The 13,520-nt window shown below is 43.7% G+C and carries 12 protein-coding genes; 1 reads left to right on the plus strand and 11 read right to left on the minus strand.

The features are described 5' to 3' along the window. Positions 1–3 precede the first annotated feature (3 nt). From MKZ13_RS18190 to metH, 3 genes are all read right to left on the minus strand, one after another. Positions 4–816 (minus strand): TIGR01457 family HAD-type hydrolase, encoded by an 813-nt coding sequence (locus tag MKZ13_RS18190; RefSeq protein ID WP_339177151.1) that lies wholly within the window; start codon positions 814–816, stop codon positions 4–6. Between the two features lie 356 nt (positions 817–1,172). Continuing rightward, positions 1,173–2,111 carry a ribonuclease Z gene (gene rnz, locus MKZ13_RS18195; protein ID WP_221821679.1) on the minus strand — a complete coding sequence of 313 codons (939 nt, stop codon included), beginning with the start codon at positions 2,109–2,111 and terminating at the stop codon, positions 1,173–1,175. 77 nt (positions 2,112–2,188) lie between these two features. After that, positions 2,189–5,629, minus strand: coding sequence for a methionine synthase (metH, locus tag MKZ13_RS18200; protein WP_339177154.1), 3,441 nt, complete (start codon positions 5,627–5,629; stop codon positions 2,189–2,191). 179 nt (positions 5,630–5,808) lie between these two features. Here metH and MKZ13_RS18205 point away from each other — a divergent pair, with 179 nt between their 5' ends. Next, positions 5,809–6,354 (plus strand): cupin domain-containing protein, encoded by a 546-nt coding sequence (locus MKZ13_RS18205; RefSeq protein WP_047843398.1) that lies wholly within the window; start codon positions 5,809–5,811, stop codon positions 6,352–6,354. A gap of 96 nt (positions 6,355–6,450) precedes the next feature. Here the strand turns inward: MKZ13_RS18205 and MKZ13_RS18210 are convergent, their stop codons facing one another. The 8 genes from MKZ13_RS18210 to MKZ13_RS18245 all read right to left on the minus strand — a co-directional run bounded on the left by MKZ13_RS18210 (position 6,451) and on the right by MKZ13_RS18245 (position 13,450). Further along, a complete protein-coding gene (locus MKZ13_RS18210) occupies positions 6,451–7,125 on the minus strand; it encodes a GntR family transcriptional regulator (RefSeq protein WP_091020712.1) in 675 nt (224 codons plus the stop codon). Between the two features lie 102 nt (positions 7,126–7,227). Further along, the gene (locus MKZ13_RS18215; RefSeq protein WP_339177157.1) at positions 7,228–8,862 is read right to left on the minus strand and encodes an extracellular solute-binding protein; all 1,635 of its coding nucleotides are present in this window, start codon (positions 8,860–8,862) and stop codon (positions 7,228–7,230) included. A 47-nt stretch (positions 8,863–8,909) separates the two neighbouring features. Next, positions 8,910–9,782 carry a carbohydrate ABC transporter permease gene (locus tag MKZ13_RS18220; RefSeq protein WP_036613592.1) on the minus strand — a complete coding sequence of 291 codons (873 nt, stop codon included), beginning with the start codon at positions 9,780–9,782 and terminating at the stop codon, positions 8,910–8,912. A gap of 12 nt (positions 9,783–9,794) precedes the next feature. Then, complete coding sequence (locus MKZ13_RS18225) at positions 9,795–10,724, minus strand: ABC transporter permease subunit (RefSeq protein WP_339177159.1); 930 nt, start codon at positions 10,722–10,724, stop codon at positions 9,795–9,797. A gap of 588 nt (positions 10,725–11,312) precedes the next feature. Further along, complete coding sequence (locus MKZ13_RS18230) at positions 11,313–12,104, minus strand: HAD family hydrolase (protein WP_221821684.1); 792 nt, start codon at positions 12,102–12,104, stop codon at positions 11,313–11,315. A gap of 28 nt (positions 12,105–12,132) precedes the next feature. Beyond that, entirely contained in the window at positions 12,133–12,642 is a 510-nt protein-coding gene (locus MKZ13_RS18235) for a hypothetical protein (protein ID WP_339177161.1), read from the minus strand. A gap of 125 nt (positions 12,643–12,767) precedes the next feature. Next, the gene (locus MKZ13_RS18240) at positions 12,768–12,977 is read right to left on the minus strand and encodes a DUF896 domain-containing protein (RefSeq protein WP_339177163.1); all 210 of its coding nucleotides are present in this window, start codon (positions 12,975–12,977) and stop codon (positions 12,768–12,770) included. 95 nt (positions 12,978–13,072) lie between these two features. Next, positions 13,073–13,450, minus strand: coding sequence for a LysM peptidoglycan-binding domain-containing protein (locus tag MKZ13_RS18245; protein WP_076210088.1), 378 nt, complete (start codon positions 13,448–13,450; stop codon positions 13,073–13,075). Positions 13,451–13,520: the final 70 nt, after the last annotated feature.

Here is a 13,520-nt window from a genome sequence, read left to right on the forward strand (position 1 = left end):
ACATTACCCCTTTTTGGAAGCTTGGTCTGCCTCTTGCGACAGCCACTCCATCAATTTATGCAAATCTTCAAACACATGATCAGGTCGAGCCTTCGCTGCTTGAATGTGTCCATCCATATTATCCCGTGTTGTCACACCGGTAAGTACCAACAGTGTCTCACACCCTGCTGCCACTCCAGCTGCAATATCGGTTCGCATATTATCTCCGATCACTGCCACTTCATGAGACGCCAGGTTTAGCCGGCGGCTAATGGCTGACTTCATTATAACACTCGATGGTTTGCCTATGACTGTAGGATGAACTCCAGTTGCGGCTTCAATTGCTGCTCCAAGAGTCCCCGCCCCAGGTGTCAGTCCATCATCGGAAGGAAGCTGCAGATCCGGGTTGGTCATGATGAATTTTGATCCCGCATTAATCCACCTTAGCGCCTTGGTCAGTTTATGATAGGAAAATTCACGATCAATCCCCTGTATCACGTATTCTGGTGCATCTTCCGTCAGCTGTAGTCCTGCTTCTTCTATGGCTTCCAGCAATCCTGCTTCTCCGATACATGCCACTGTTGCACCTGGGGACTCTTCAGCAACATATTCAGCAGCTGCCACTGCAGAAGTGCACACTTGAGACGCGTCGGCAGGTATGCCCATCCCGTTCAGATGATCTGCCACACCTTGTGGTGTACGGGAAGAATTATTTGTTACGAATAAATACGGCTTTCCTAGCTCTTGCAGTGTTCGAATAAGCTGATCGGCTCCTTCGATACGATGTCTGCCATGATAGAGCGTACCATCCAAGTCAATCAGATAGGCCTTAATCACACACAGCACTTCCTTTCTTTATTCCATTAACATTTCATGTCCTTAATCATTTACCTCGAACTTGACCGCGAACCTATGTATTCAGGCAAAAAATAATGGCTTGCTGACATATGCACGCAACAAGTCGAACCGGATCGAACACCGACGGTTTAACTCGCGCGTCTTCTGTACAAGCTTGTCATTTCCTGCGCTTTCCCGGAAAATAATTTGAATCATTTCCCTCTTCATATTGCCCATCCTACACGCTTTCTGACCAGATTGCAAAAGGGACCGCGGGAGTTCCTCTCCCTCAGTCCCGTGCAATTACCCGGATCTTTATATGACGTGTTTAACCGTGAACTGGTTCGCAATCAGGGTTAAGATTCTTGCTTGCGATGCACGACAGGAATAAGCTGGTGTTCGTTTGCAAGTCTGGTATTCGGGAATACGGACTGAGCCTCTTCCAAAAGTGGCTGAAGTTGATCCTCATCCTTATAGCGTGAACTGAAGTGAGTCATGATTAGTTGCCCTACATTGGCTGCTCTAGCCGCTTCTGCCGCTTGTTTAGAAGTACTATGATAGTACTCATGCGCTGTATCGGCCAGATCATGCATGAATGTAGCTTCATGCACAAGCACATCTGCATTGATGGAAAGAGGCTGTACATTGTCACATGGACGTGTATCACCCAATATGGTGATTACCATACCACGTTTTGGCGCTCCCAATACATCTTCTGGACGAAGCGAATCACCGTTATCCAGCGTAATGGTTTCTCCACGTTTGAGCCGGCCGAACAATGGGCCTGGTTTCAAACCGTATTCCGCCAGTTTGGCTGGGTCCAGGCTTCCTGGACGATCTTTTTCCGTAATCCGGTATCCATAGCTGTCAATCCGATGCTCAAGCAAAGCCGCTTCCACGATAAAACTGTCATCCTCGAACAGAACGCCGCCCGTATGTTCCACGATATTCAACTCATAGTTAACCCGGGATTGGCTAAGCTCCATTGTTGTACTGATCATTCGTTCCGTACCTGGCGGACCATATACGGTTAATGGTGTGGTGCCACCTTGATAGGCTCTGCTCGAAAGCAGTCCTGGAAGTCCAAATACATGATCACCATGCAGATGAGTAATGAATATTTTCTCCAATTTGCTCAGTTTAAGCGGAGAACTTAAAATCTGGTGTTGCGTTCCTTCCCCGCAGTCAAACAACCACAAAGCTCTGCGCTCATCCAACATGCGTAGCCCAATGGAAGTTACATTCCGTTGAAGCGTAGGTACACCAGCGTTAGTTCCCAGGAAATATAGTTCCATTCTGGATCGCACCTCTTTCTGTTGCCAGCAAAAAACCTCCGACAATGCGGAGGGCTTTGCCTGACACTCTACTGAATTTATGCCTTCTCTACATTAAAATACTTAGCTTGCGGATGGCTGAATACCATCGCTGATACGGAAGCTTCGGGTTCCATCATGAAACCTTCCGTCAATTCCACACCGATATCCTCAGGCTGCAGCAACTTGAACAGCGGCCCTTGGTCTTCCAGATCCGGACAAGCCGGATATCCAAAAGATACCCTGATCCCTTGATAGCGTGCACCATGACGTTGCTTCATGGTCATCTGGGCAGAATCCGGGAATCCCCATATATCTCTCATCATATGATGCACACGTTCAGCTAATCCCTCTGCTACTTCAAGCGCTACGGATTGCAGAGCATGCGAGCGGAGGTAATCCCCCTGATCTTTCCACGCAGTGGATAGTTCACGTACACCGTGTCCGGCCGTAACAACCATGAAACCAACGTAATCCATCTGACCGGATTCAACAGGCTTCAGGAAGTCGGACAGGCACAGGAACGGCTCGACTTTTTGACGTGGGAACGTAAAAGTATGCAAAATATTGCTGGTGTCCTTTGGATCATAGATAATGACGCTGTTACCACTGGACTGAGCCGGGAAGAAACGATACATGGCATGCGCCTGAATAATCCCGTCACGAACAGCCTCTTGCATGATATCATCCACGACTGCTTTCAGATCGGTAGCCTTCTTATCACCTGAAGCAAGCAGTTGTTCTACTGAACCGCGCAACCCCAGATGGTGTCCAAGCAACATCTGCATGTTCACATATGGCAAGATATGTGATAACGGATAGTTGCGCATCGTATGCCGCTCCAGATCAGGCGGTACAAGAACCGGATGATCTACAGCAATATCCGAACGCTCCACTCGCGTAAGCTCTGGAAGAGCCTGAACAGCTACAGCACTTGAAGCATCAGCTTCTTTTTCTGCTTCCATCTCCAGTTGCATCACTTCACGTGCAACGGGATTCATCAATTTATTCGCCAGATCCAGACCGTCCATCGCATCTTTTGCATATACAACCATTCCGTTATATTCAGGACGGATACGATTTTTGGTGAATTTACGTGTTAGCGCCGCTCCGCCAACCATAATAGGCACATCAATACCTGCTGTTCGCAAATCCTGAGCGGTAAGAATCATCTGTTGCGCTGATTTCACCAATAGACCCGAGAGACCGATCGCATCGACTTTTTCTTCTCGGTATGCCTCAATGATACGTTCTGGTGGTACTTTTATACCCAAATTAATGATCTGGTAACCGTTATTGGACAGGATGATCTCAACTAGGTTCTTCCCAATGTCATGCACATCGCCTTTAACAGTGGCCAGAATGATCTTGCCTTTAACCGAAGTCTCGTTCTTCTCCATAAATTGCTCCAGATATGCTACAGAAGCCTTCATAACCTCCGCACTCTGCAACACCTCAGCTACAATCAACTCATTGTTGTTAAAGAGACGACCTACTTCCTCCATCCCCCGCATCAGTGGACCGTTAATCACTTGAAGTGCTGTGTATTTGGCAAGTGCCTGTTCGAGATCTGGCAGCAATCCTTCTTTACTTCCTTCCACAACATATGAAGCGAGACGCTCTTCTAATGAAAGGTTCGAGATTTTTTCCTTCTTCTCAACCTTCTTGTTACGGAACGCCGCTACGAACGCCGCGAGTGTTTCATCATTTGTGTTGTATAAAAGCTCTTCCGAGAGTCTACGTTCTTCTTCCGAAATGGATGCATAACGCTCAAGTTTCTCAGTGTTCACGATCGCATAGTCGAGACCTGCTTTGGTACATTCATACAAAAATACGGAGTTCAGCACTTCACGACCTGCTTCAGGCAGCCCAAATGAAATGTTACTGATACCGAGGATCGTATGACATTCTGGCATCGCTTCCTTAATCACTCTTATACCTTCAATTGTTTCTTTGGCTGAACCGATGTACTGTTCATCCCCCGTACCTACCGGGAACACCAACGTATCAAAAATCAGGTCTTCTGGTTTGAGACCATATTTGTTCACCAGCAAATCGTAAGAGCGCTTGGCTACGTCAAGCTTGTCTTCCCGACTAATCGCCTGACCCCGTTCGTCAATCGTTCCGACAACTACCGCACCACCATATTTATGAAGCAACGGCGTAATCAGCTCAAATTTCTCTTCGCCATCCTCAAGGTTAATGGAGTTAATTATCGCCTTACCTTGTGAGTACTGGAGGGCCAGATCAATTACTGAAGCATCTGTCGTATCGATCATGAGAGGAACCTTAACTTTTTTCACAACCAGTTCAAGGAACTTCACCATGTCTTCAGACTCTTCACGGTCCGGATCTTGTACACACACGTCAACAATGTGCGCTCCATTTTTCACTTGAGCACGAGCAATTTCCGAAGCTTCTTCATACTTGCCTTCTACAATGAGTCGTTTGAACTTACGTGATCCCAGCACGTTCGTACGCTCACCAACCATGTATGGACGATTGTCCTGTTCAATGTAGATTGGTTCTATACCAGACAATGCTGGTGGATGTGTTCCGTTCATTTCTCTTGGGGGGTACTGGGCAAGTTTGTCGCGCATCGCCCGAATATGTGCAGGGGTTGTCCCGCAACATCCACCAGCAATATTCAACCAGCCCTGTTCGGCAAAAGCACCAATCTTCTGAGCAAGCGAGTCCGGTGACTCATGGTAATTACCATTCTCATCCGGAAGACCCGCGTTCGGATAACAACTAACGGCAACCGATGCCATTCCGGAAAGCGAGCGAATGTGATCACGCATGAACTCTGGACCCGTAGCACAGTTTAGTCCTACCGAAATTGGGTTAAGGTGTTCTAAGGATATATAAAAGGATTCGATGTTCTGACCCGCAAGGGTCGTTCCCATCGGTTCGATCGTTCCTGATATCATCAGGGGCAGTGTAACACCACTCTGTTCGAAGGCCTGCTGAATTCCAATGCTGCCTGCTTTTACATTGAGGGTATCCTGTGAGGTTTCGAGTAGTAGCGCATCAACGCCTCCCTCTATTAAAGCAAGCGCTTGCTCCAAATAACTGTCGATAAGTTCCTGGAACGTTACGCCCCCAGTTACAGACAGTGTTTTGGTTGTTGGTCCCATCGCTCCTACCACATAACGTGGAGATTCCGGTGTAGAGAAACGATCAACCGCAGCTTTCGCAATTCTGGCTGCTTCCAGGTTGATCTCACGTGCCCGATCCTGAATATCGTACTCAGCAAGCACAACGGATGTAGCACCAAATGTATTGGTTTCAATTAAATCGGCTCCGGCCTCCAGATATTCTTCATGAATGCGCTGGATCAGCTCTGGACGAGTAAGCACTAACATTTCATTACATCCATCCAAATCTTCGCCGCCAAAATCTTCGCCAGTCAAATCAACTTGTTGAATCATGGTCCCCATTGCACCGTCGAGGATTAATATTCGTTGTTTTAATGCATCGTGTAGACTAATCTTATCCAATATCTTCACCCCCGCAAAACGTTAAATCTTAGTTTAACAGAAACTAACTTAATGTGAAAGATCGGGTTTGGTCCCGAAAGATGGCGGGTTTGCACGAATATGAACGGAATTTGAGAATCGACAAAAACAAAGCAATCCGATATAATTCAATTAAACCAAGTGGAAAAGAGGGAAAGAACATGGCTGAAATTGTTATCCGAAATACGAACGAACGCATCACTGGTGACGAAAATGTTCGAAATTTCTTGAACAAATACGAAGTATTATATGAGAAGTGGGACGCATCCAAACTGAACACTGATCTGCAAAATAACTTTGGATTAACTGATGAACAGAAAACCGAGGTTTTGGAAACTTACGATTATGAAATCAGAGATTTGGCTGCACGTCGCGGATACCAGATCTGGGATGTCATCACGCTGTCCGAACAAACACCAGATATCGAAGAAAAGCTGGCCAAGTTCGAAGAGATCCACACCCACGCTGAAGATGAGATTCGTGCGATTGTCGCTGGTAAAGGAATCTTTGTTATCAAAGCTACAGATGATGTCGGCTACTTTAATGTAGAACTGTCTCCTGGAGACGTTATCTCGGTACCTGAGAATACACCGCACTTCTTCACTTTAATGGAGAACAAACAAATTATTGCTGTACGTCTGTTCATCGAAAAAGATGGCTGGATTGCAGATCCATACCCTGATCCTACTTTTATCAAACAAGCCTAACAATCTCGTGTTACAACTTGCTTAACCAAAACCCCTGTTCAATTGAACAGGGGTTTTCGCATATGCATATGGAGAGTAGTATGCAACATCGGTGCATTATATAAAATAATGCGGGTATTTCGCTTTTATCGATTCCTGTTCAATAACAACTAGTCTAAGATGAGCTTCCATCACCTGAACAGCTTGCTCGGTCTGACGCTCTGTGATAAGACGATAAATCTCTTTGTGCTGGGAGATAATGACCTCCAGGTTGGAGTCCTCCGCTAGACGTAATAAACGCAACCGATTAAACGGAATATTCAGCTGTTGCAACATTTTCCATGTTCTCAGCTTACCCGTGCCCTGGAACAAAATCTGATGAAACTCTTCATCCAGTTCAAAAAGTCGATAGAAATTGTTTTTCCCTATACAGACTTCCTGCATTGCAATGTTGGTTTCAAGTCGAAATCTGAACTCTTCAGGAAAAGAAACACAAGCCAAAGTCACGATTTCCTTCTCCATCTTCTCCCGCATAAACCTGCCTTCTTCCACATGCTCCAGATTAATATGAGAGACAATTGTTCCACTCTGGGGAATAATGTCCAGCAGTTCTTCTTCAGCAAGCTTCATGAATGCTTCTCTAACGGGTGTTCTGCTCACCTGCAGTTCATCTGCAATCTCTTTCTCTGAAATCTTGGTACCTGGCTTAAGTTCCAGATGAAGAATTCGTTCTTTTAACAGGTTATATGAATATGCCCGGGTCGAGCCTCTAATTTTTTGATTAAGTGACATGCCTAGACCTCTTTCTATCAGCCGTATTCATTCATTTTAGCACAAATTACCGTTCCACTTATATATCGGTGTGAAACGGTAATCTGGCCAACATCAACTATATTATTGCTTGTTTTCTTTGTAGGCTTTGTACGTATCATTTGCCAGCTTCAGATAATTAGATAACCCTTGACTCTCAAGCTCTTTGGCAAATGTGTCGAATTCAGACAAGTCCCGCTCACCCAAGATAAATTTAAGTGTATTCTGATCAGAGTAGTCTTTCAGTGGTGTACTCAGAAGTGTCACCCGTTCACGGTCCTCTGAAGAGTAAGGAATCGGTGGTTCTGCCGGAATCACTTCCTTGGTATCCTTCATGTCTTGCTGGAATTTCAACTCTTCTTCACTAAACATGGATTGCAACAAATCTGTGGTACCCCCGTAGGCAAATACACCACCAGAGAAGCCATAGTCAATACGCAAGTCTTTCGTGCCTTTTGGATTCAAACCATTGTAGTTCACATCTTCTACCAATTTGCGTTTTCCGCCCTCTTTGGTGAATGTTTCACCTTCAACGCCCCATTTGGCAAACTCTTGACCCTCGTCACTGTAGTATAACCAATCCACAAATTGCATAATGGCTTTGAAGTTTTCGCTTTTTTGAATTTTCCCGGAGATCATGACACCATTTTCAAGTCTGGAGCCGGACATTAATTGCCCTTTTGGCCCACCAGGTACTGTAATCTTTGCAACTGAGTATTTACCTTCTCCCAGCGTTTTGTTCATATCATTTCGGTGCAGCACCACCGTTTGGGAATTACCATTAATCATGAATGATTTGCCGGATACAAATTTCTGTACAGCCTGATCATCATCCTGTGTAAAACTCTCCTTATCGAGTAATCCTTCGGATACCAACTTGTTAAAGTACGTTAGCATCTCTTTGTATTCTGGTGTTGTAGCCGTGTACACAAATTCATCCTGATCTTCCTTATACGTCAATCCGTTACCAAAACCCCATCCAGCCTTGGTACCAAAGCCAGTAGCAGCGATGTTCAACGTACTATTGAATTGGAATCGGTCCGAAAACGGAATAGAATCCGGGTAGATCTCTTTCAGCTTTTTGGCTGCATCATACAATTCGTCCCAAGTGGTTGGGATGGCGATGTTATTTTCTTCAAAGACATCCGTTCTTACGAGTAATGTGTAATCTGGCCATACTTCTTCATGCAGACCCGGGAGTACATAGTACTTTCCATCTTCCTGTCGCAGCCCTTCAAGTTCATCTTCTAGACCCCATTTTTCCACTTTGTCCTTGAAGTTTGGCATCAAATCAATATAATCGCTAATCGGCAAAATCGCACCGGAGGACACAAATGCAGACTCTTCACCAGGGTATGTTTTCGGAATAACCAGTGGTGCATCACCGGAGCTAATCAACAGAGATCTCTTCTGAGAGTAATCACTCATCGGTACAATCGTTGGCTCAAGCGTAACACCCGTCAGTTCGGTAATTTTATTAAAAAGTAACCAGTCTTTTTTATATGGATAACTAGGTTGATCACTATAGAGTATGGAGAGATTAAATGGCTCGGTCGCCTTGAATGTATCCCCTACATTGTACGTCTCCATCGCTGCCTTGGTTTGAACTTCTGTGACTTCACCTCCAGCTCCGGTACCGCTGCTACATGCTGCCAGAACGACGGTCATCATTGTTGCCAACACCATTTTACCGACAAACTTACGTGGCTTTTGATTCATTTAGGTTATCCCCCTGAATTTGGTTTAGGTATTCTAGCTTCTACGTATTACTGTTTAACAGACCCTAACATGATACCGGTTACAAAGTATCTTTGGACAAATGGATAGATGGTGAGTATCGGCAAGATGGTTAATACCATCGTTACAGACTTAATATTGGCAGCAATCTGTGTCAGGTTATCAGCTGAGGTTGCACCGGCAGACGCCCCGCTAGTCGCTCCTGCAATCATATTGCGCAAATAAATGGTGACCGGGAACAATTCTTTTTTGTCCAAATACAGAAAGGCTGGGAACCAGGAATTCCAATGACCTACTGCGTAGAACAGCACCATGGTTGCCATAACTGCTTTACTAAGCGGCAATATAATACGTAACAAGATCCCGTAGGTGTTCAAACCGTCAATGGAGGCAGCTTCCTCCAGTTCTTCAGGCATATTTTCAAAAAATGACTTCATGATCAGCATGTTGTATATGCTAATTGCGCCAGGAACAACAAGTGCCCACATGGTGTTGTTGAACCCAAGGGAATTAATCAACACATAGTTTGGAATCAATCCACCACTAAAGAACATCGTGAATACGGCGAACATCGTCAGAAACTTGCGACCCATCAACCTCTTTTTGGACAGGGCATATGCGAAAATAGTCGTCATAAACATGGAGATTAACGTACCTACTACGGTGTAGATAATCGTGTTTTTATAATTCGTCCAGAACATGCTGTCACGTGAGATGGTCTTGTATGTCTCCACATTGAATCCTCTTGGGAACAAACTAACCTTACCGGAATTAATATAGGACTCACTACTGAAGGATTGTGCCACGACATTTAAGAATGGATAGAGTGTTATAAATACCACGAACAGCAGAAAGATGACATTGAATACTTTAAATACCTTGTAAGATCTGGATTCCTGCATGATGCTCCTCCTTTACCATAAGCTTCTTTGAGTCAGTCTGCGTGAGATGGCATTTACGGAGAACACCAGAATCAGACCGATCAGCGATTCGAACAAGCCAATTGCGGTAGCATAACTGAAGTTACTGGATTCCAGTCCAACCCGATACAGGTAAGTGGAGATCACATCAGATGTCTCGTAGATCAGCGGATTGTACAAGAGTAAGATTTTTTCAAATCCAACAGCCAGGAAATTACCCATGTTCAAAATCAATAAAGTCACAATCGTTGGCAAGATCCCTGGTAACGTTACATGAATCGTTTGCTTCCACCGATTGGCACCATCGATACGCGCAGCTTCATACAAAGAATCATCAATGGTTGTTAGGGCAGCCAGATAAAGAATTGCTCCCCAACCCATACCCTGCCATACCTCAGAAGTGATATAGATTGTTCTGAACCACTCAGCCCGCTGCATAAAAGGAATATTGTCTCCGGTGAAGAAAGCCACCAGTCCATTAATGGAACCATTCACTGCTGTCAGCTGCAGGATCATACCCGCAACGATAACGATCGACAGAAAATGAGGCAGATAAGACGCGGTCTGTACAAATTTTTTGAATCGTTTACTCTTCACTTCGTTAAGCATCAAGGCAAAAATGATTGGAACCGGGAATGTAAAGAGTAACGCAAGTCCGCCCAACATCAGCGTATTACCAAATACTCTCCAGAAGGTAGGGTCCTCAATGAACATTTTGAAGTACCTTAATCCAACCCACGTTTCTCCAAATATACTTCCCCCAGGAACAAAACGTCTGAACGCAATCACATTACCAATCATCGGCCCATATTTGAAAATAAGGAGATAAATGATGGGAAGGATTAACAGTGAATACAACTGCCAGTCTTTGCGGAACAAAGTTGCTGCCGTTCGTAATCTGCTCTCTTTACGTAAAGATGTCATGGTTAACGTTGTTTTAGCGGTTTCCGACTCCATTTGTTTTCACTCCGATCCAGGACTTGATAAGTAAGAGTAATTCATGTACAACTCCCATCGTTTCTCCTCTTGTAGAAGACAACAACTCCTTCAAATTCACCCCCACTACGAAATAGATAATTTCTAAATGTAAGCGATATCAATTTAATGTATTATGTAGAATCACACAATCCAAGGTGCTTCACATCATTAATTAGCACTTACTAAGTGGTGTGATCTCCAAATCCAAAGAAGCTTTCTCAAAATATTAAGCGCTTACAATCAATCGAAAATAATAAGCAATAACTCCCTGCTTCCATTTAATGAAGTAAGTCAAAAAGAAATTGCTTTAGGACAATCTAAATACTAGTCATACTAGTATGTTAGTTATATTCTAATCCAGCTTCCCCCTAATTTCAATAACTTTTAGTAAAAAAAATAGAGATCTCATTTAACAAGGTAATTTAGTCAACATGTTCAAATAAAAAAACATTGGTAACTTCAAGAACGACATCATCGTTCATTGAAGTTACCAATGTTTCAGGGTGCTGAGGAAAGATGTTATAGCTGATCTGCTTAGAAATTAGCAATAAGCTGATTTAATTCCGATAAATGCGTTATTTCATGGTCTGGCGCATACGTTTCATTGTTGGTCTTATGCTCACGGTTAATCCATACGGATTGGATGCCAGATGATAAAGCACCACGAATATCAGTCGTTAACTTATCCCCAACCATCATGCTCTCTTCGGGTTTAACACCCAGTTTACTCAAAGCATGTTCAAATATTGATGGATCCGGTTTTCCTTTTCCGAAGTTACCCGAGATAATAATCTCATCAAAGAAAGGAGTCAATTCAGGTACACCATCCAACTTCTCTTGTTGCAAAGCAGGACAACCGTTCGTTAACAACAACAGTTTGTACTTTCCTTGTAATTGACGCAAGGTATCCATCGTTTCTTCGTATACATGTGGTCTGGATCTCCGTTCTACTCCAAACTGTGCGGCCAGTTGTTCAGCAAGATCTTCCCGATCTATACCCAATTTCAACAAGCCACGACGCCAGGATTCTTTACGGTAAACTGGAGCAAGCTGTTCCAACTGACGGAACTCAGGCTGATCCCCACCAGTAAAGTTAGCCCATAGGCCTTCAAACGGATTGATTCCAATCATTTTAGTAAAAGAAAAGGTTTCATATGATTCATACAGTCCACGTGCCTCATTACGAACAGCTTCTTCAAGTTCTTCTGGTTTAACCCCAGTCTCTTTCGCTGCGATTAGACAAGTCTCATGAAAAGCTTCTCGAACACTACGCTCATCCCATAATAAAGTATCATCTAGGTCGAACAAAATCGCTTTTAACGCCATTCCGATCATCTACCCCTTTATGCAATAATTACTTATCGACGGTTTCCACGGTGATCTGGTGTGCTTTTGCAAACTTCAGCAAACGTTCTGCAATCGCATCTGTATCGTAACGGTTCAATAACTTGGTAAACACCCATCTTTTCCCGCGACTGTTATGTTCGATAACAACTGTACCTGGTTCGATTCTGAATTTGACGATATCGTCAACCCCAATTGAACGTTCACGATTACCCTTCGTCGTTATAATCCGATTACTGCTAATCTTGATGTATGGACGACGAAGCATGAAGATGACTGCCAAAAATACGTAAAGCAGCATCGTCACCCAGTCCCAGGTTGTCATCGGAGCTTGCACAAGGAACGTGCTCATAAACAGATACAAAAAGGCGAGACCAATCAAAAATATAGGGAACAAAAGGCTGCGTCCCTTAAAGACTTCTTCGCCTGGTGTACCTGTGATTGGTTGACCACTTTTTTTGCGTTGCTGATTTAACTGCTTGGAATTTTTCTTAACCGTTCTCTCGAACGAACGCGACATGAGAATCCCCCTTATGTGTCTTTGTATCGGCTTACATAATTGCAAACCGACATTTCCCCCTATAAATTGCACACTCAAAATAACAGGAAGAAACCTAAATATCATAATGATATCATTAGGTTTCGTTAGTGTTTGAGTTTGCCTTGGTGGCCTTTGTCATTCTCATCATCAACAATCTCAATGGTATCCAGTTGTTGTCTGAAATTACTGCGAATATTACTCAAATAAATCTCTCTTAGCTCGGCACGTTCGGCACGTTCTTCCTCCGACAATCCAGTGGACTTTTGCTTACGAGCCAATTCGTTAATGCGTGCTACCAGACTATCTATATCCAAGCTTGTCCCCTCCAAAAATACAAAGTCATATTAACTTTGCCATTATAAAGGCTGCTTGTCAAGTTGACACGCGTTAACACACATTGATGTGCATTTTATTCTGCAAATTGTGGTAGAGCTAGAACTTGTCCCACTTGGATGGAAGTCGTATGAAGTTGATTCACTTTCTTAATTGCTTCTATATAAATACGTGTATCCATATTCGTCGGTTTATGTTCTAAAGAAATACTCCATAATGTTTCCCCTTGTGAAACAGCTATCTTTCCTCCAGGCAGAACATCATTCTCATTGCCGGCAAATACAGTTAAAACAGTGCTGCATCCAATAAATATAATCATAGAGGTAATGGCTACCTTTAACATCCATGAAGAAATCTTGAAACGCGCTAAAACCTTCTTGTAGTTCCCTATGTTAGACTTCACCAGTTCCGAATTCATTGGTTCATAAATGCTTTGATAAGTAGAATATCTCATTAAATACCCGCCTCCAAACGTTTGTTCCTATATGTTGAAATCAATATAACACGAACACTTGTTTTGTTCA

The organism is Paenibacillus sp. FSL R5-0701 (assembly GCF_037973995.1).
In the GTDB taxonomy this organism is placed as follows: Bacteria; Bacillota; Bacilli; order Paenibacillales; family Paenibacillaceae; genus Paenibacillus.